The following is an 18,958-nucleotide window of genomic DNA, read 5'->3' on the forward strand; positions in this document are numbered from 1 at the left end:
GGAGACCTCTTCAGTTATCGATCATCGCCACGCCGTGACCTCACCAGGCCCACGCCCACTTACGAAACACGGGCTAGAGGAAGCGGGGCCGAGGAGCGGGCAACCGGGGGTGCCAGTGCGTGAGGTCGTCTATCTGTCCACGGGCAAGCTGAACGAGTTCGTGCCGGAGCCGCGCCGCGCGCTGCCCGACGTCAAGGTGCACGCGGGCGGATCCCTCGCCGGGATTGATGTGGCCAATCCAGCGCCGGACAGCGTGCGGGAGATGCGGCGTCACCTCAAGCGGGTAGAGAAGCTAATGGCACGCGACGCACCTTGGCACACCGAGCCTGATCTCACTCCAGGCCGCTGGGTCAGGTTTGAGGCGGCATTGGACTGGGTGACGCTCCGCGGCAGGTACCAGGATCTGGTGCTGTTTGTGGACCCAGAGCACCCCCTCACATCCGGCTCACGGCGGCTGCTGCTGCACGGCTCGGCCCGGCACTTGCGGGGCCGCCCACCGGTCCAGGTGGACGGCCCCGCCCTGACTGGCCTGGACGGCACCGGCCACAGCGCGGGCACGATCTTTGTCACCCAGGCCGGGCACGTCGTTAGCGCACTAGCACCGGATCCGCTCGAGACGTCGAATGGACTGCTGCCCCAGGCCGGTATCCGGGATCTGCTCGCCGCCTTGGACGCCCAGCGCCCCGAGGTTGGCACGGCCGCCGTGGTGACCGGTCTGGCCCGGGTCAGTGCCCTGCTGCCAGCCGCCGCTGATGACGGTGGTTGTTTGGTGGCCAGCCCGCTGATCGTGGAATACGTCAACTAGTTGGCTGGAGGCCACCATGGAGGACCAGACCGACGCGCTCGAAGGCCTGCCGCTGGAGGTCCGGCAGGTGCGTGCCGCCCTGACCCAGGGTTTCGCCGGCCTGCTGGACCTGAATGATCTCCAGGAGCTGCCCCCGGCGCAGCGTGAGCGGATCTTCCTCACACGGGCGCTGGCCGCCAAGGCAGTCCAGCTTTCCGCGGACTGCACTGCGGCGCAGGCGGCGCGGGCAGTCACCGCCGAGGCCGAAGACCATGGGTTCGATGCGGTTCTGGTCTCGCCCGCGACCGCTGAGATCTGGCTAATCGAAGCGAAATGGAGCGACCACGCAACCGCCCGGCTTGCCGACCCGGCCATCCGCCAACTGCTGCACCGCTTTCAGCAGCTTGTCACGCTTGGGCATGATCGGATCGATGCTGTGCTCGACGCGCCGGCCGTACGGATTCACCTCGTCATGGCAGTTTTGAGCAACGATGGCCTCTCGCCCGAGGGACATGAACTGTTGACCGAGGCTGCGGCGGGCTTCAATCAGTTCGGTGAGCTGCTGGACTTCCGGGTTCTTGGGGTCGCCGACTTCCATGCTGCCGTCCGGCGAGACGCGTTGCCGGCTCCGGTCTCGGTCACCGCCACGCTTTCCGGCAGTTGGCACATGAACTCCACTCCGTACCAGGAGTATCTCGGCGCGGTGGCCGCTGACGAGGTGGCCGGATGGTATGAGCAGCACGGCGAACGGCTTTTTGAGCAGAACGTCCGATATCCGCTGGGTTGGACCGATGTCAATGCAGCCATAGTCGACAGCCTGCTGAATGAACCGAACAGCTTCTGGTACTTGAATAACGGCATTACCGTGTTATGCGACATTGTCCGTGCCGACTTCTTCGCCCGGCGTGCGCCGGGCCATCCGGTCCGGTTGAGGCTGGACTCTGCCCGTGTGGTAAATGGAGCGCAAACAGTTGCCGCCGTTTATCAGGCACACGAACAGAAGCCTGAAAAAGTCGCCGAAGCGCTCGTCCTAGTGCGAATTCTGTGCATGGACGGCGCTCCGGTTGACCTGGCGCAGCGGATCACTCAGGCCACCAACACGCAGAACCGGGTAGAGCCCCGCGATTTCGTCGCGCTCGATCCGGAGCAACAGTTGATCCGCGACGACTTCGCGTTGTCGCTAGGCAAGGCGTACGTCTTGCGGCGCGGCGAGCAGGTGCCTGCGCCGGCTGCGGGGTGCAGCGTGGCAGAGGCCGCCCTCGCTCTAGCCTGCGCGCACCCCGACGCCGCCATAGTCGCCCGCCTCGGGCAGGACCGCGATGTGCTCTGGCACCGGGGCCCGCGCGGGGTATACCACCAACTTTTCGGCAGCCGCCCTGGCGCACTGCAGATCTGGCGCTCTGTACGGCTGCTGCGCGAAGTGCGCGACGCGCTTGCCGCCCCGACGAACGGCTCGGCCGGCCGTGACCGCGGGTTCACCTCCCACGCCGATCTCTTGGTCGCCCACATCGCCTTCCAGCTAGTCGGTAGCGACGGGATCGACGAACCTGGCGACGACTGGGAGGTCCGGATGACGGCCGTCGCGAAGCTGACCGGTGTCGTTTCGACTGCGGTTACGGATCAGCTAACCGCCCAGTACGGCCGGCACGCCTTGCTCGCCCGGGCCCTCCGCGACGAGCAGAGTTGCCGAAAGCTAGCGGCAGGTGTGGTGCGGTCAATGGAGCAGGTCGACCCGCCGCCGGCACGCGGGCGGCGGCCTAACGCCGTGTCCCTGCTGGTTGCTGACGGTTTCATCAAGGACGGAACCCAGTTGGTCTACCAACCGGGTAGCGCCACTGAGCGAGACGCTTTGCGCGGGTGGCTCGGCGAGGCCCCGGAACGGTGCCTGGCCACCTGGGTTAACGACGACCGGAGGCCCCTCGTCTGGGCGGTGGATGAGCAACGCTACTCGCCGACCGGGCTCGTGATACGGATCTGGGAGCAGGCCGGGTGGGCGGACCGGCCGGTCGCGGTACAGGGCACCCGCAACTGGTATCTGCCGGGCGAGGGCACCCTCGCCGAGCTGGCCAGTGGGCTGCGAGTGGACGCGGACGCGGCAGGCGACGGTCCTGGTGCGCGGTGACCCCCATGTGCTCGACAGGCGCTACGAGCTGCGCCAGCGCCTCGGTGGCGGCGCGATGGGCGATGTCTGGCTTGGGTATGATCGTCGGTCACGGCGAGCTGTTGCGGTTAAACTAATCCACCGCGAGTGGCTGGATCCCCGGCATGGGTCGGAGCTGGCCGAACGTTTCCGGCGGGAGGCCGGCCTGCTGGCGCGGCTGCATCATCCGGGCATCCCGGCGTTGCTCGACGTCGGGCTAACTAGCGAGTACCAGGGCACCGGTGAGCACACTGGCGCGACAGAGGACGCCGGTGCAGGCCAGCCCTACCTAGTGATGGAATACATTCTCGGTCAGACTCTCGCGGAGATCGTTCAGGAGCAACGTCGTCTGCCCGAGGAACAGGTCGTGTCGATCGCCGAGCAGATCTGCGACGTGCTTGAGTACACCCACGCGATTCCGGTCGTCCACCGCGACCTCAAGCCGGCAAACATCATGCTGGCCAGCCGACGGGTCGTGGTGCTGGACTTCGGCGTGGCCCGGATGTTCCGCACCGACCAGGCGCGGCTGACGCAGGGCAACCGGGTGCTGGGCACCGTCGGATACATGCCGCCCGAGCAGTGCGCCGGGCGCGACGTTAGCCCGCGCAGCGATCTCTACTCGCTGGCCTGTCTGCTCTACGAACTCCTCACCGGGATACCACCGTTCACCGGTTCCGACCCGGCCACGGTCATGTACCACCACCAGTACCGGACACCGGAGTCGGTCGGTTTGCTACGCCCCGGCGTTGCTCCGGCTCTGGAGGCGGTCATCATGGCCGGGCTGGCGAAAAAGCCCGGCGAGCGCCCGGCAACGGCTCGCGAGTTCCGGCAGCGGCTGGTTGGCTTGCCCGGTCAGGCAGGTGGAACGGGTGCCACCGACCAGGTAGGGGACGGCCAGGCGGCCGAGCCCTTCTCCATTGAAGTGCGCATCATCCAGGCGCAGGCGCTCTTCGACGAGGGACTGATCGGTGAGGCCTTGCCGAGGTTCGCGCGCCTCGCGCGTGATTTGGCCAGGCTCGGCCCGCAGCACACCGGCGATCTTGCACGGTGCCGCATCCTGCTCGCCCGCTGCCGGACGTGTCTGGGGCATCCGCAAGAGGCGCTCAAGGACTTGCAGGCTCTTGCCGACCAACTGGTTCCTGCCCGGCCCGCTGACGACACGCTGCTGCTGGAGGTGCGGTTCCGCGCAGGACAGCTGCTGATTGACCTAGGTGATCAGCACGGCGTCAGCGAGCTCGCCGAGGTTTACCGGCTGCTGCGTAAAGCTGACCGCCCGCAAGATGCGGCGATGACTGCGGAGGTCCGCCAGGCGTTCAACCGCGCCACCCTGAGCTGACGCGCCGTGGCCGGCTCAGAACGCAAGCCCGTCCGCATGATGGCCAGGACGTTCGCGTCGAAGTCCCGATGCCTCCCGGAACCTCAAGTTGGGAGCGAAGCAGTAGAGGTACCGCGCTGCCTCCAAGCGTGAGCACCAATGGTTCATCGCGGTCGTTACAACTGCGACACGTTCCGCCGGCTTCTTAACGCCCGCCGCGCCCTCACACCCGACGAACTGCGCGCCATCAACGCTGCCGCCCGAATCGGCGGCGACGACGCCATCCCCAATGCGTTGCTCCTGCTGCGCCTCCAGACCGAAACGGCTTGCCAACGCGTGGAGGCCCTTTCTGCGCCTGATCGACCTGGGCCCCGAGAGCCCTCATCGAGATACGCGAGAAGGGCGGCACGCAACGCTGGCAGCCCATCACATGCTGCCCGTACTCTGTGCCAGCATGGGAAAAGGACGCCACGTGGTGGAGCTTGGAGGCGCTGAACGCAGAGGTGCTGCCTGACCACGCCACGACACGACGGGGAAAACCTCGACGGGATCTTTGGCGCCATCGACGAGTTGCGCTGCTTTCGCAAAGAGCACGTCCCCGTTGTCGAGATCGAGAAATGGCAGCTCCACGATGACCCCGATGACGCTGAGGGGATCGCCAAGATTGAAAACCTCCGCCGTGCGATCCAGGCTGGGGTTCGGCTGCCGGCGATCGTCCTGGTTCATGTACCCGGCGGGCCCCGATTCGAGCAGTTCAGTGACCCTCGATATGCAGGCGCTTACCACCTACTCGAAGGTCGTCACCGCTACAACGCCGCTTACCAGGAGCAGACGCCGACGATCTTCGCGTGGGTCGCTCACATCAGCTGCTGTGGCGGACCCGGCGCTGACCTTGCGGCAGAGGAATCTGGCGGGTAGACGTGGCTCCATCTGAGCTGCCCCGCAAAAGACAACGAGGGCGGCACGATCATTGCCGGTCCGGGACGCCGGGCCATGCGGGTTCAGAGCCGGTGAGCACCGAGGATTCGCGCGAGAAGGACATCGTGTTCTTGGTAGACGGCTGCCGTTGCGGCAGCGAGCGCGTGGTGCGGCTCACCTTCGCGCAGCCTGGGCCAAGGTATAGCCGGCGGGTGATGTCGAGCTTCGGAGGCGGTGTCGTCGTCCATCGCAACCAGTTCGGCGCCATAGGTCGATGCAACGACTGCCGCGATCTGCCTGCCCGCGGTGTCGATGTCGCCGGCATAGCGCAGGCGCACGCCGTGCGAGACAGCGAGTTGAAATAGCACATGATCGATCGCACGTAACTGACCGCTGGTGCAGGCGATCGGTTGCTGCACCTCGGCAGTGAAGGCGATCTCCATGACCGACGGGTTCTCCACGACCGTCAGGGTTTGCGGTGCGAGAACAGGCGGATGTTGTAAAAGGTCGAGCAATGTGAGCGCCACAGGTGCCGGTGAATCGCGCAGTCGCCGGTCGATCGGTCCGTCGCCGATAGCCTCGACGTTGAAGAGCAGGACGGTCGCGGAGAGCCGGTCGGCGATGACACCGACGCTGGCCAGCAGCGCGCGTACAAGATCCGGCCGGTTCGGCTCGGTTTGGCCGGCGCGTTCGGCGATTGCAGCCACGAGGCGGATGCCGTTGAGGGTGGTCAGGTCGAAGTAGTGTGGGTCGCCGGTGATGTCGTGGGCGAGCTTCGCCAGAGGTACCGGCGGCCGGGCTGGAATGCGTCGCAGGGCTGCGGCGAGCGCGGCGATGCTGTGCCGGATCTCGGTATCGTCCTCGCCGACACCGGTGACCCGCATCCGGGCGACGAGCTGCGGCAGGTCGGGAAGCTTCTCGGCGGCGTACTGCCACAGCTGCGCACGACGGTCCGCCGCGGCGAGCGCAGCGGCGCTACGGTCGATGACCGGTTCCCCCACTGCTTTTTCTACCAGTGCGATGAGCGTTTCTCGGTCGATGTCGAGCGCGGCGAGGAGTTCTCGCAGCGGGACCGTGGCGGTATCGCCTGACACGGTGACGGCGGGTGTGCCGCGGCGTCGGCGTGTGGAGGTGTCGAGCCAGGTCCGCAGTTGCGCGATACCGGCTGTGCTCAGTGCTAGGACCCGAACCGTGTTGATCGCCTCGGGGCGGGTGCCGGCGCAGAGACGTCCGTGGACGGCGCGCCACAGTGGATGCAGGTCGACGTCTTCCGCCAGGTAGGTGAGGTCAGCCGGCATCGTTAAGTGTCCGGCCAGGGGTCGTGTCTGCGGTCGGTGCGGCGAGGGGTAGGGGAGTCGGTTCCCCGCTGCCCTTCCACAACCACGGGACGGTCACGCGGTGCCGCCCGTCGGTGATGACTTCGTGGACGACGACGTGCTGAGCTTCGCGTTTGATCAGCGGGGCGATCGTGGGTGTGGTCGCGAGGACGTCGAAATTCCAGGTTCGCAGCAGGGTGAGGATCTGGCGCAGGTTGCGGTCGTCGAAAGCGGCGTCGATCTCGTCGATGGACAGCAGGCGAGGCCCCTGGTAGGTGTCGCCGGAGTACATCGACCAGGCGGCGGCCAGCAGCGGGAGCATCGTCGCGAGTCGGGATTCGCCGGTGGATAGGCCTTTGAGCGGGTTTGAACGGGCGTTTACCGGCTTGAACTGGTCGGCGCCGAAGCTGCTGTGCGTGACGCTGATCTCCCAGTGGTGCCAGGAGCGGTAGTCGAAGGTGTGAGCGACTCGGTCGGCCCAGGTTTCCTCGCCGGCGTCCTCCATTCGTTCCCGCAGGATCTCGTACATCTGATCGAAGACCTCGTCGGAGGGCGGCGCGTTGAGCAGGGTGACCATTTGCTGGGAGTTGCCGTCGTCGCGGACCTTCCAGTCGACCTGGACGCCGACGCGGGCCACTCCGGTCCGGACATTCTCGAGGGTGGCCCGGATCTGTCGGACAAGTTCCCTTGCCGCCTCGCGGCGGGTCTGGATGTCACGCCGCAGCTGGGTGAACATCGACGTCTTGAGAGTCGCTATACCCGCGGTGACAAGCGCCTGGCCGAGCTCATGCCCGCTGACGTCGACCCCGATGCCTACGGCCGGCCTGTGGCCGTCACCCTGCTGGTCGCTCTGGAGGCCGCCGAGCAGGTGGAACCGGTTGGGCTCGCCCGCCCTGCCCTGGTGTTGGCCGCCATCTGTGATCCGGTCGGACACCCCGACACGCTATGGTCCACCACCGCGGTCACCGACTACCTAGCGGCGCACCGCACCGCCCGTGCCGGTCAGCCCGTCACCGCCCACCATGCCCGCGAGGCGCTGCGGCTGCTGCACCGATACGGCTTACTCACCCACGCCCCGGCCGACGGAGCCCGCGCGGTGCGTATCCACGCCCTGACCGCCCGTGCTACTCGGGAAACCGTGACCGATTCGGCTGCGGTGGCCCGCGTGGTCGCCGATGCGCTGCTGCAGGTGTGGCCGGATGCTGATCACGCCACCACTGACATCGTTGCTGCGCTGCGCGCCAACACCACGACCATGGCCGGCATCGCTGGTGATCTGCTCTGGCATCCCGACGGGCATCCGCTGCTGTACCGGGCCGGCAACAGCCTGCTACTCACTGGCCTACACGCCATCGCGATCACCCACTGGCATCACATGGCCCGACAGGCGGTGCGGTTGCTCGGCGACGAGCACCCGTCAACGTTGACCGCCCGTGGCAACCTCGCCACCTCGTACCGTATGGCCGGGCGCACGGCTGACGCGATTCTCATTGAGGAGAAGGTGGTCGTCGACTTCGCGCGGCTGCTCGGCGACGAGCACCCGGACACGTTGACCGCCCGTGGCAACCTCGCCACCTCGTACTTGCAGGCGGGGCGCACGGCTGACGCGATTCTGATTGAGGAGCAGTTGGTCGCCGATTCCGCGCGGCTGCTCGGCAAGGAGCACCCGTCAACGTTGACCGCCCGTGGCAACCTCGCCACCTCTTACTTGCGGGCGGGGCGCACGGCCGACGCGATTCTCATTGAGGAGAAGGTGCTCGCCGACCGGGAGCGGCTGCTCGGCGACGAGCACCCGGATACGCTGACCGCCCGTGCCAACCTCGCCTCTTCGTACGGGGAGGCGGGGCGCACCGCCGATGCGATAACCATCGAGGAGAGGGTGGTCGCCGATTCCGAGCGGCTGCTCGGCGACGAGCACCCGTCCACGTTGACCGCCCGCGGCAATCTCGCCTGTTCGTACCGGCTGGCTGGGCGCACCGCCGAGGCGACCACCCTTGAGGAGAAGGTGCTCGCCGACCGGGAACGACTGCTCGGCGACGAGCACCCGGACATGCTGACCGCCCGTGCCAACCTCGCCGCCTCGTACCGGCAGGCCGGGCGCACCGCCGACGCGATCACCCTGCAGGAGAAGTTGGTCGCCGACTCCGCGCGGCTGCTCGGCGAGAACCATCCCCATACGGTGAGGGCAGTAGCGGCATTGCGGACATGGAAAGTCGGAACCTGAGCGACTGCTAGCAGCGCGAGGATGTGTGAATACCCGACCAGTTAGCTCCGCAGCCGTCGCCAGCCCCGGTCCTGGACGTCCTCCACGCGGGGTTCCGTCACCTGGGCGGCGTAGGAACGGTGCCAGGTGCGGCGGCCGCCACCGCCTTCGTGGCACTCAAATTCGAACAGCACGTTCAGAGGGAGGACGACTTCGTACTCAAGCATCAAGACGAGGTCGAAGGTCGCGCCCGCGGCGAGGTCGGTTCGGGTGATTGCCGTCTCCATGCCGTCCCAGCCGCCCCCGATCTTGGTCACGAAGCCACGTACCTTCGGCTGGCCAGGGGTGGTGATGACGAGGGACCCCAGGTGCTTGCCCATCAAGAGCTTGACCGGCACCTGGGCGTACTGCTCGCCGCTGAAGTGCCAGACGGCGGGCCCGACCTCGAACTGAGGCCCGTCGGCGTCGTCGCGTGCCTCCGTCTCGGCCTGGAACTGCTGCCGCGCGAGCGCAACCTGCTGCTCCGCTGCCCGCGCCTGCCGTTCTGCTAGGTCGGCCGACTTTGTGGCGGTTGCGGCCTGACCCCTGGCGATCACCGCCTGCCATACCGCCACCCCAGCAGCCGCGACCGCGGCCCCTGCCGGCAACCACGCCGACCAGTCGATGCTCACACCCGCCCCCACGCCGTGTCGGTATGGTCGTGCAGGCTACGCGACCTCGTCAAGCATCGCGCCCGCGCTCCGTCGACCGTTCAACGGCCGTCGTCGAGCAGCAGCGGCACGTCATAGACGGACAGGCCCAGCCGTGGGCCTGGTGGTGCGCGTTATTTGTGACCTGCTGTATTCGCCCGAGCCCGCCAGGGCTCCTGAGGTTCATTGCCGATTGGGCGTCGAGCCTGGCCGCCGACCGCTCGGTCAGCGGCCACGAGTGGCTCTTCAGGGTTCGACCGTGCCGATATGCGGGGGCGCGTGTCGGAGAGCTACGACATCCCGGGCTTGCGGGCTAGGAGGCAGGCATGCTGGACCTTCTCGCGCGTCTCCGGCTCGCGGAGCAGCCGGGCGTGTACGACCAGCCCGGCCTCGCTCGACAGCTCGGCAATGTGGTCAGGTAACAAGCGGTAGGCGTCGAGCGACAAGTTGTGGCCGTACCCATGCTCGATGTGCCGGCGCTCGTTGCCGACTTGGAACGCGAGGAGCAGGTGGCCGTCAGGAGCCAGCACCCGGTGGAACTCGGCGAATACCACTGGCAGCAGCTCCGGTGGGGTGTGGGTGATCGAGTACCAGGCCACCATGCCGCCGACAGAGGCGTCCTCCAGGTCTAAAGCGGCCATGGAACCCTCGTTGAATCGCAGATCGGGGTATGTTCGGCGGGCCAACGCCACCATCGCTGGCGACAGGCCGATGCCGAAGACGGTCAACCCCAGAGAGCGCAGGTGCGCGGTAATGCGGCCCGGACCGCAACCGAGGTCGGCGACCGGTCCGGCACCGGCGGATTGTACGAGTTTCGCGAACGCCGCAAGCATCGCGAGGTCCAGCGGTGTTTCTGGAGGCTCCGTGTCCAGGCGCTTGGCTCGAGTTCGATGGGACTGATTGGCAGTTTGCGGGTGAGAAAGCGTAAACCTGATTATGCGCAGCTCGTGGTCGAGCACAGCCCGGGCTCGGACTATGCGGCCGAAGATGTCAAGCGCCTCACGCATCGAAGCGGTCAGGAACCACCATCGCTCGGATCCCGCTGATGCGGTGGTATATGCGGCGGACATCAGCGATCAGCTTGACGACGGGCGTGACAGGCTCGCCAGCCGTCCACTCCCGCTCGAACTTCGTCCGCAACAGCGGCCACAACTCTTCCGCCAACCGGACCTTGGGATTACCGAGCTTCATACGCCCAAGCACCACCTTCACGTCGTCATGGGCGGCGCGTGCAGTCTCCAGCTGGCTGCGCAGCTCCTGCTGCCAGGCTGACGACTCGGCGTCATGGCGGCCCGCAGCCAGCCGGCCGATCGCCGGGACCAACTCGTCGTCAGTGAAGTTCGCCAGCTCGTAGGAATCCGCACCCCAGACGTGGACAGCTACCAGGAAGTCGAGATAGTCGTGGCCGATGTCGGCGCCTTGGCTGCGGACCTCCTCCCGGATGGCCTCTAGCAACGCTCGGCGCTCCCGCTCACGCTGCTCCGGTGTTGCCCATCTGTTCTCGGCGTCCGTCGCCACGACCAGCGCGGTCGGCGTCGCGTCCAGCAACCACCGGTCGCCCAGTCTCCGGCCGACGCGCGGCGTCACCCCGTACCGGGCGATCAGGTGCGGGCTGGCCTTCGATCCCTTGGCTCGCTGCACCCGCACTTGCTGCGGCTTGGTAAAGCCAATCTCTGCGAGAAGCCGCTTGGTGTGGAGAAGTTCAGTCTCGCCCTCGACAAGCAGGATCACCCGCGGATACGGCGACAAGCCGAAGTCGCCGAGCGCCCGTTCCAGGGTCTCGGCCTCTTCATGCCGGGCTGTGAGCCGATCATGGAGCACTGTCCACCAGGTCTCGCCCGTCAGGTCAGGCAGTTGCTTCACGTGGCCTGCTCTTGCCAGGTCTTCATGCGCCCGAAGCAGCACCTCGGCTGCGACCCGTTTCCACATGGCGTCAAGAGGTTCTCCGCGCAGCTGCGACCAACCCTTGTAGCTCATGTGACGCAGCAACGGCAGCAGCTTGGTTAGCGGATCGTCATGCGCTGCTCCTGCGCCTGCACACCGAACCGCCTGCCGCCGCGGAGTTGCGCCGCCGGCTGGCCGGCTCTGAACTGGCCGCCACAGGGGAGATCCTCGCGGGCGGGCGATGGCTGTCGGCGGGGGGCGCGGGAAGCGGCGGCGCTGTGCCTGGCCTCGACGATGTCGCCACCGCGCTCTCAGCGATGACCGAGCGGCCACATTCACTCGCCATGGCGGAAGAAGCCTTCGACGACTGGCCGACGACGGTGCGCCGTTGATTGACCATCTTGGAGGCAGGTCCGTTGTCTCGTGCAACCGGTCGGGGCGACCCTTGGTTCGCGCCGCACGGCGCGGCGGGTCCGGCCGAGGGAGCCTGAGGAGCGAGCGACAGCCATCTCTGCGGACCTACATGTCCAGCGCCGGGCCCATTTTCTCCTCTCTCAAGAGGGCGACCAAGGCCCGCAGCCCTCGGCGTCGTGCGGCCAGCGCTGCGCAGCAAGCCGTACCGGCAGCGGACCGCCGGTCGCTTTGGGACCCTGAGGCGCTCGGATCAAGCGCGTTGATTGGGTGCCAGCATGGTGATCGCGTCGGTCCCGGATTGCCCGATCGTCCCGGGCGTCCATTTTATCCGATCCCGGGTGGAACAGCGTCTATGCCTTGAGCTGTTCGAGGTCGTTGAGTGCGGCTACGACGACGTTCCAGGCGATCCGGACAGTGTCGTCATCGGGCGAGTAGTGCTGCTTGATCTGCTTCTTTGGGTGTACCAGGTTGCGGTGGTTGCGCAATACGTGGGCATAGTCGGTCACGTCTCGAGCGACCCACTTTTTCTCGGCAGCCAAATCGATCAGCGACTCCAGGTGATCGGTGGGGCGCGGGCCTCCGGTGTGTTGAGCGAGCGCCACGTCGTAGAGGACGCCTTCGAGCAGGCTTCCGAGCATGATGACGGCGGCGGTGCAGGCACCGGATTGCCAGCAGATGTGGGCCTCGTTGAGTCGGGCGGTGAGGTGGCGGCCGAAGTCTGGGTCTTTCAGGATGTTGGCGAGGCTCGCGGTGAGTTCCAGCGGCACTTGCATGGTAGGTCGCGTCATCGTCGGGGTCTGCGTGACGAGTTCGGGCCGGCCCGATGCGTAGCGGATTTGGTAGCCCTCCACGGCGAGTAGCCCGTTGAGGTCGTTGACGAGGTGACACCGCGCCTCGTCGTCGTCGAGATATTCGCGGGGGTCGGCGAGGCGGAGTAGCAGCTGGCGGAGCCCATCAGGGTCGCGGCGGCGACGCAACGTATGGAGGACCCATTCACGGCGACCGCCGTTGACGTCGCCTACGCGGCGCCAGCCTGCGGCCTCGAACAGGGCGGTGATCTGTCGGCCGGTCCGATAGTAGGGGGTGCTATCGTCGCCACAGATGAGATCTGCGAGTCGGTCGAGGACGTTGCCGTCGAGCTCGACAGTAGCCTCGCTGTTGTTGTTCATGGGATCAGTTGTCATAGGTTCTGCTCCTCATGTTCGGAAGGCAACTCGATCGGCTTCCAGGCATTGGCAGGTGTGTCCGATGCGCTTCGCGGTGAGATGCCACGTTCGGTGAGCCGGGTGAACAGGGTCGCTAACTCCTTGTTGGCGTCGAGCTCGAACTCGCTTTCACGTATGCGGATAACTTCCCAGCCCATGCGGAACAAGTCTCGGTCGCGACGCCCATCGGAGATGACGTCCGACGGTCGGGTGTGCCAGCGGTGGCCGTCGCATTCCACTGCGAGCCTGCCGCCGTCTCCTACGACCACGAGGTCAAGCGTGCGCGATCCGACCTTGAACTGGGGCACGACGTGGTAGCCGCGACGTTTGAGAATCCGAAACACGCGCTGTTCGAGAATGGATTCGAACGGAGGACACTGGCGGTCGGCGCTGACGCTCTTGAGGTCCGGCGAGGTACCGAACACGGACGGCGGATTCAGCATGTAGTTGATCAGCGAAGCGCGTAGGTCGTCGGGTTTGTAGTCTTTGGGCGGCACGGAGGTGAAGAGCCAGAGTTGATCACGAGCGCGACTGGCGGCGACGTTGTAGTTCTGGTACAGGTTTTCGCCGACCCGTCGGGGCGCCGCAGTGACGACTGTGGACAGGAAGATGACGTCACGCTCTGCTCCTTGGAAGTTGGGCGCCGAGCCGACGCTGATCTGGCGGGCGGCGCGGACTTCCGGTGCGATGGCCGCGTTGATCTCGTGCTCAAGGAGTTTGATTTGTCCGTGTCCTTGCAGCACGATGACGCCAAACGTTCTGCCCGCATACGTGGGATCGCTCAGGCATTCGAGCAATTGCGCCACGATGCGTTTCGCCTCTACCGGGTTGCGGACTGCCTGTGCAGATCCCTCCTGGTAGGCACCCTCGACGTGAGCGACGCGCAGCGGCTCCAGATCGGTAGCCTTCCTCTCGCGCAACGGAATGATCTCACTGGCCCCGCGGTAGAACTGCTCCTTCGACCAGTTGATGATTTCAGGCATGCATCGGAAGTGTTCCCGTAAACGAACGACGGCATCTCTTCCGGATCGCGCCGAGAGGAGGCCATACAGGTGAGCCTTAGGGGTGAAGTGATACCGGATTTCGGGATCAAGGTCGCCGAGGTGCTCCCCAAGAGCCCGAAAGTGTTCGTCGAAGGTCCTGCCCATTCGATTGGGTGCCGGGGTGCATTGCTGGTCGTCGCCGACAACGATGACCCTTGGTGCCAGCCACAAAAGAAAAAGATGTTCCAGCCCAACCTGACTCGCCTCATCGACAATAATCACATCGAACGCGTTGCGTCCGACGGTCAGATTCTCTAGCAGGCTCGGCAGGGGAATCACCCAGGCAGGCACGATGCTCTGGGCCTTTCCCATCGCCGCCTGCGCTGCCTGACGCAGCTCGCGAACCTTACGTCCGCCGCCAGCCCCGATCTGCTTGCGGAACCCGCGGAAGCTGCGGAGCGCCCGCATGTCGGCGTCAGTCATGCGGTTGACGAATGCCCGAGTTGCTTCGGCCGCTGCGAGCTGCTCGGTGACCTGGGCTAGGTGTATTTCGACGTCGTCGTAGTCCCGTCTGATCAGTTGTTCCGTGCCGGCTGTGCGCTGGGCCCGTACGAAACGGTCCGCGTGGTACCAGGCCCATGCTGCAGGCAGATCCCGCATGCGGTCGTCCCAGTGAGATTCGAAGCAGCTGTCTTGTAGTAGGCGAAGCAGTTGCGGATGGGCACTGTCCAGTTGGTGGGTGAGGCTGAGGCGGCGTCGCTCAGCGTGCTGCTCGTGATGGGCGGTGTCCAATGCATCGATTGCGTGGTGGTATCCCTCGGTGGATCGCTGGTCGATGGCGGCGATGAGGAGTTCAACCTCGGGGCACGGATCCTCGCGCGTCAGGTGCCTTCGGACTGCGTCGCGGTGGCCGGCTATGGCGGCCTGCGCTGCTCGCAGGCGGATGTGGTGACGGGCGGCTGCGGTGGACGAGGTCACCGCGATGACGTCGTCAGTGGTAGGCATCCTGGTCGGCAGACCAGCGGCTTCCAGGCGGTCGCGGATGGTGGTATGGACCTCGGCGAGCTGTTGGACGTGCTGAAGTAGGCGATACGAATCTTGCAACTCGGACAGGGTCGCGGTCACACCGCCGGGCGCGATAACTACTCCGACGTCTGCCCACAGCCGCAGGAGTTGCGTGGTTTCGATGTGAACTTCAAGATGATCAAGTGCGACGTCTAGCAGAGGCACCGTAGTCGGCGGCCTCCCATCGACGCGCATGCCGCTGATCAGCGCGGCGGCCTTGATGCGGGCCGGTTGCACGGCGAGAAATGTGCGACAGGTCAGACTTGCAAGGTGAGCGCGAAGTTCGCGGCCCACGGCGAGCATGTGCCGGGCTTGCCCCAGGTCGAGCTCACCAGCGTTTGTGAAACGCACTTCCGCACCCAACGTGTGCACCCGAAGTTTGGCCTGCAGGCGCTCGGCGCGGCCGGCGACTTCGGCCACGTGCCGCCACAGGGATTGCCGCCGTCCCGAGAAGTGATCTGCGATGGCACGTAACATCCAGTTCGGCGATGACTCAGAGTCCGCGTCCAAACCGAGACGCTCCACGATGGCGGTGAACCGCTGCCCGAGCAGGTCCAGGTCCTTGAGCATGTCCTCACCGGCCGCCGCCAAACGGGGCGCCCAGAGCGTGGTGTGTTCCTGGACGGCGGCCGTGGCGTTGAGTTCGGCGTCGAACGCCTCGGCGAGCGCGGCCGGCGTAGGTAGGTCTGACAGGTCAGGGATCACTTGGGCGAGGCGGGCATGTCGAGCTGGGTTCGTCGTTCGTAGCAGATGCACCAGTTCGGTAGCCTCTGCGGTCGTCAAGGGTGGCCTGTCGGGCAGGTCAGGTACGGCCGTCGGCATCCAGTCGAACTGCTTCGCGTTGCCCTTGACCTGGCGTGCGATCTGACCAAGTGATCCCCGGTAGAGCTCGGTGCTGAACCAGGGCGCGACCGGGTCATGAGCGATGAACTCCGCCTCACGCAGCTGTTGTATGCGCTGGTTGAGGTAGGCGGATCGAGACCGCAACGTGTGCCGTTCGCCGCGAAGCGCCTCGACCTGCTTGGTCAGCTTCTCGGTATCGGCATACGCTGTCAGGTGGGATAGGGCGTCAAGACCGAAGCCGACCTCGGTAGCGGCGTTTCTGCCGTCGGTCATCAGTACACAGAGATCACGCAACGACGCCGGGACCTTCTCGCGAAGCTCGCGCAGCGCCTGATCCTTCTGGCTCGTCACGAGCACCCGCTGACCGCGCGCCAGGAGCGCCGACACCAGATTGGCGATCGTGTGCGTCTTGCCGGTTCCCGGCGGCCCCTGAACCACGACCCCTGTCTCGGAGCGGAGCAGCTCGATGACGTGCATCTGCTCATCGTTCGTCGGCAGGGGAAAGAGAGGGTCGGCACCGAGCACGTCGCCGTTGGCAGCGCCCTGACTGCTCAGCCAGCCGTTACGTTGCTCGGGCTCCGTGTCCACCACAAGCTGAGCAAGCGCAACGGGAACCTGTGCGTCAGGTTGGCGCAGCGCCTCTCGGATGTGCTGGTAAGCCTCGGCAAGGAGCACCCGGCTTCGCCGACGTACCAGCAGCGCCGGCGACAAGCTCACCACCGGGATGCTCGGCAACTCCTCACCCGCCACCGCGGGATGGGCTTCCTGGTGCACCTCCGTATCCAGGCACTCCTCGAGAAGGCCCACGATCGGAGGCAGCAAATCCAGCCACGGCAGATCCCCGTCGACGATCTCCTGACGGCGATACCTCCCACGCTCACCCCGGAACAGCTCCTGATCGCCAAGGACTTCCCGGTCTTCGACCCTTCTGCGTCCCGTCCCCATCGACACCGACACCTCGGCCGTCGCTCTGTCCAGTCGAGCGACTACACCTTCGGCCATAACGTGACGACGAAAGCGGGTGCCGTCCGGCGCCGTCCACCGAAGCAGACCGATCCCGAGAACGAACTCGTACTCGTCGTCCTGCTGCTCCATCGTCTTGGCAGCGCGCTCGAGTTGCTCATACAACTGCCCAACGGCCTGCAGGCGTCGAGCCTCGTCGGACCATGCCTGCCATTGCTCAAGCCAAGCGTTGAAAGCACGCACAATCCGTCCAGGCGGTGCCTCGCGACTGTCATCGCCGCTCAGCCGAGCGTCCAACAGGCGCGGCGCAGAACCAGCGAACCCGCCCACGGAATCCATGTCGATCCACTCGTGCAGCAACTCCGGCGGCGTCGGCTCCGCCGGTGGCCGAGACGGACGCAGCCGCATGATCACATCATCGGCAGGGCTAGCCATCCACTGCACGCCCCGCGGTAGGGCATCGAGCCAGATGACGGGATCAGGCGCGTCCGGGTCTTCCAGAATGTCGCACACTGGGTCCCGCTCGACTGCGGCCGTCACCTCAGCGAGAAACTCGACCAACTTCGTCGTCTTCTCGATCGCATCCTGACTGAGAGTCACGCTCGCATGCACCCCCTGTTAGTTGACAGGCAACGTCACAGACTGCGCCGCCTACAACCAAGATCACAAGGGTGATGCCGTGCGCGCAGCATGAGTGAACCCTCCGAGCAGGGTCGCGGCCCAAATCGGGCACCCGTCGCCACCTCACCTTCTGCAGTGTTCGCGGGCGGTGCCGCGATAGTCTGCAACGGATGAAGCCGTCGGCTCGAAGGTGAGGCTTGCCCGATGGGTACCAGCTACGAACCGATGACTCTGACCAGGTTGGCCACCCATCTGGCATCCGCAGGCACCGACCAGACTCGCTGGAAGCTCGTATGGGAGTTTCTGGAGGAGTACCGCTGGGAACCCGCCGAAACCAGGGTCGACCTGTTAAGGGATGAGCCCGGGCTAACCGGAGACCCACGGTGGGACGCGCTGCTTGCCGCGCTTGCGGAGCACCTACTAGCTCAGGCAGATCTTGCCCCGCCCGCATGGGTCGACGCACGTGTTCTGCGCCGGGCATGGTTCCCGGCCGAACTGGCCATCCATCGGGCCGACGCCCTGGCATGGGCCCCGGCTGCATTCCGGAAGCACGGTGTGTACCTCTCCGTTCACGACCTGGCCGCGGCGTGAGCGGATCAGACGGCGTCCTCATGGGGCGCGCGGAACTCGAACGCGCTTTCGCTCACCTGGGCGACCGGCTTGTCCGCCGCGGAGTCGTCGCTGACATCTTCATTGTGGGTGGTGCCGCGATGGCGCTCGCCTACGACGCGAAGCGGGTTACCAGGGACGTCGACGCGATGTTCGTCCCGCACGGAGTCGTCCTTGATGAGGCGCGTGCAGTGGCCGACGAACTGGGCCTACCGCCGTGGTGGCTCAACGAGCAGGCCAGCGTGTATGTCTCCGGCAAGGACGACCCTGGCAAGCGGCGAGTCTTCGACCACCCTGGCCTGCGCGTGATGGCTGCCTCGCCGGAGCACATCTTCGCGATGAAAGCGCTCGCGGCGCGAACCCGCGACGTGGACGACCTTCGCGCCCTGGCGGCGCTGGCCAAGGTAACGACGGTGGACGACGCCATACGTCTGTGCAGCGACTTTTACCCCGACGAAGCGATCTCGCCACGAGCAATGGGAGTTATCCGCGAACTTTTCGGATGATTCGGATCCCCCACGCAGCGCGGCGGTCAACGTGATCACTTCCGATGGCTCAGGCCTCTAGACAGGATCCTCACGTGTCCGCCGAAAGCGCGTGAAACGTGACCGTAAAGCGCGGCGCTTGCTCAGAATCCTATCTGCGGTTGTTCGCCTCGGACATGGAACAGCTGGTGCCGTCGGGGGAGAGGTGCTTCGGGAATCTGCCGTTCCTGTTCAGCGTCAGGGACGTGCGACGGCAAGATGGACAGATCTGACGGCTGCGTGGACGCCTGCGCTGTCTTGGGATATCACGATCCGCAGTGTGACGAGTCGTTCCCGAGCCATTGCATTCCTTTTGGGCGCCGTAGCTGAACAAGCCGTACGTCTCTTCACCGTAATGTTTCGGCAAAGTCTTGATCTTCGTGAGCTTCAGACGCAAACAACAGACGTCACAGTGGGCCAAGGGTGGCGACCTCCCGTATCGGACGCTCTCGGCACCGATCGGCGTCCAGAGGGGATTTGCC

General features: G+C 65.8%; 14 protein-coding genes. 6 read left to right on the forward strand and 8 right to left on the reverse strand.

Translation table 11 applies throughout. The features are described from left to right. The first annotated feature begins 115 nt into the window (after window positions 1–115). Genes ACLQ26_RS32510 through ACLQ26_RS32520 form a run of 3 tightly spaced genes read left to right on the forward strand, consistent with a single transcriptional unit; the run spans window position 116 to window position 4,260 of the window. Window positions 116–805 (forward strand): SAVMC3_10250 family protein, encoded by a 690-nt coding sequence (locus ACLQ26_RS32510; RefSeq protein WP_425748184.1) that lies wholly within the window; start codon window positions 116–118, stop codon window positions 803–805. A gap of 16 nt (window positions 806–821) precedes the next feature. Next, a complete protein-coding gene (locus tag ACLQ26_RS32515; RefSeq protein ID WP_425748185.1) occupies window positions 822–2,906 on the forward strand; it encodes an AIPR family protein in 2,085 nt (694 codons plus the stop codon). 7 nt (window positions 2,907–2,913) lie between these two features. After that, window positions 2,914–4,260, forward strand: coding sequence for a protein kinase domain-containing protein (locus tag ACLQ26_RS32520; protein WP_425748186.1), 1,347 nt, complete (start codon window positions 2,914–2,916; stop codon window positions 4,258–4,260). Between the two features lie 405 nt (window positions 4,261–4,665). On the opposite strand, the gene ACLQ26_RS32525 is transcribed toward ACLQ26_RS32520, so the two are convergent. From ACLQ26_RS32525 to ACLQ26_RS32535, 3 genes are all read right to left on the reverse strand, one after another. Next, window positions 4,666–4,965 (reverse strand): hypothetical protein, encoded by a 300-nt coding sequence (locus ACLQ26_RS32525; RefSeq protein ID WP_425748187.1) that lies wholly within the window; start codon window positions 4,963–4,965, stop codon window positions 4,666–4,668. Between the two features lie 275 nt (window positions 4,966–5,240). After that, window positions 5,241–6,455 (reverse strand): TIGR02679 domain-containing protein, encoded by a 1,215-nt coding sequence (locus ACLQ26_RS32530; RefSeq protein ID WP_425748188.1) that lies wholly within the window; start codon window positions 6,453–6,455, stop codon window positions 5,241–5,243. Continuing rightward, window positions 6,445–7,209 carry an SbcC/MukB-like Walker B domain-containing protein gene (locus tag ACLQ26_RS32535; protein ID WP_425748189.1) on the reverse strand — a complete coding sequence of 255 codons (765 nt, stop codon included), beginning with the start codon at window positions 7,207–7,209 and terminating at the stop codon, window positions 6,445–6,447. The genes ACLQ26_RS32530 and ACLQ26_RS32535 overlap by 11 nt, the downstream gene beginning before the upstream one ends. Before the next feature lie 90 nt (window positions 7,210–7,299). On the opposite strand from ACLQ26_RS32535, the gene ACLQ26_RS32540 reads away from it, so the two are divergent. Next, window positions 7,300–8,697, forward strand: coding sequence for a tetratricopeptide repeat protein (locus ACLQ26_RS32540; RefSeq protein ID WP_425748190.1), 1,398 nt, complete (start codon window positions 7,300–7,302; stop codon window positions 8,695–8,697). Window positions 8,698–8,738: 41 nt separating this feature from the next. Here ACLQ26_RS32540 and ACLQ26_RS32545 read toward each other — a convergent pair whose 3' ends face one another. The 5 genes from ACLQ26_RS32545 to ACLQ26_RS32565 all read right to left on the reverse strand — a co-directional run bounded on the left by ACLQ26_RS32545 (window position 8,739) and on the right by ACLQ26_RS32565 (window position 17,322). Next, entirely contained in the window at window positions 8,739–9,347 is a 609-nt protein-coding gene (locus ACLQ26_RS32545) for a hypothetical protein (protein WP_355598417.1), read from the reverse strand. Between the two features lie 308 nt (window positions 9,348–9,655). After that, window positions 9,656–10,198 (reverse strand): class I SAM-dependent DNA methyltransferase, encoded by a 543-nt coding sequence (locus ACLQ26_RS32550; RefSeq protein ID WP_425748191.1) that lies wholly within the window; start codon window positions 10,196–10,198, stop codon window positions 9,656–9,658. A 166-nt stretch (window positions 10,199–10,364) separates the two neighbouring features. Further along, on the reverse strand, window positions 10,365–11,354 hold the full coding sequence (locus tag ACLQ26_RS32555; protein WP_425748192.1) for a hypothetical protein: 990 nt from the start codon (window positions 11,352–11,354) through the stop codon (window positions 10,365–10,367). Window positions 11,355–12,013: 659 nt separating this feature from the next. Continuing rightward, window positions 12,014–12,847, reverse strand: coding sequence for a hypothetical protein (locus tag ACLQ26_RS32560; RefSeq protein WP_355598409.1), 834 nt, complete (start codon window positions 12,845–12,847; stop codon window positions 12,014–12,016). After that, entirely contained in the window at window positions 12,844–17,322 is a 4,479-nt protein-coding gene (locus ACLQ26_RS32565; RefSeq protein ID WP_425748193.1) for an AAA domain-containing protein, read from the reverse strand. Before ACLQ26_RS32565 ends, ACLQ26_RS32560 begins: the two co-directional genes overlap by 4 nt. Before the next feature lie 225 nt (window positions 17,323–17,547). On the opposite strand from ACLQ26_RS32565, the gene ACLQ26_RS32570 reads away from it, so the two are divergent. Continuing rightward, entirely contained in the window at window positions 17,548–17,934 is a 387-nt protein-coding gene (locus ACLQ26_RS32570; protein ID WP_425748194.1) for a hypothetical protein, read from the forward strand. Beyond that, a complete protein-coding gene (locus tag ACLQ26_RS32575; RefSeq protein ID WP_109817770.1) occupies window positions 17,931–18,458 on the forward strand; it encodes a DUF6036 family nucleotidyltransferase in 528 nt (175 codons plus the stop codon). The genes ACLQ26_RS32570 and ACLQ26_RS32575 overlap by 4 nt, the downstream gene beginning before the upstream one ends. The last annotated feature ends 500 nt before the right edge of the window (window positions 18,459–18,958 follow it).

This window comes from Micromonospora sp. DT43 (genome assembly GCF_049841645.1).
Lineage (GTDB): Bacteria > Actinomycetota > Actinomycetes > Mycobacteriales > Micromonosporaceae > Micromonospora.

Excerpts from the sequence above, each read along its gene's own strand:
- ACLQ26_RS32525 (WP_425748187.1), bottom strand. The coding sequence starts at position 4,965 with ATGAACCAGGACGATCGCCGGCAGCCGAACCCCAGCCTGGATCGCACG.
- ACLQ26_RS32515 (WP_425748185.1), top strand. The coding sequence starts at position 822 with ATGGAGGACCAGACCGACGCGCTCGAAGGCCTGCCGCTGGAGGTCCGG.
- ACLQ26_RS32535 (WP_425748189.1), bottom strand. The coding sequence starts at position 7,209 with ATGTTCACCCAGCTGCGGCGTGACATCCAGACCCGCCGCGAGGCGGCA.
- ACLQ26_RS32530 (WP_425748188.1), bottom strand. The coding sequence starts at position 6,455 with ATGCCGGCTGACCTCACCTACCTGGCGGAAGACGTCGACCTGCATCCA.
- ACLQ26_RS32550 (WP_425748191.1), bottom strand. The coding sequence starts at position 10,198 with ATGCTTGCGGCGTTCGCGAAACTCGTACAATCCGCCGGTGCCGGACCG.
- ACLQ26_RS32570 (WP_425748194.1), top strand. The coding sequence starts at position 17,548 with ATGGGTACCAGCTACGAACCGATGACTCTGACCAGGTTGGCCACCCAT.
- ACLQ26_RS32560 (WP_355598409.1), bottom strand. The coding sequence starts at position 12,847 with ATGACAACTGATCCCATGAACAACAACAGCGAGGCTACTGTCGAGCTC.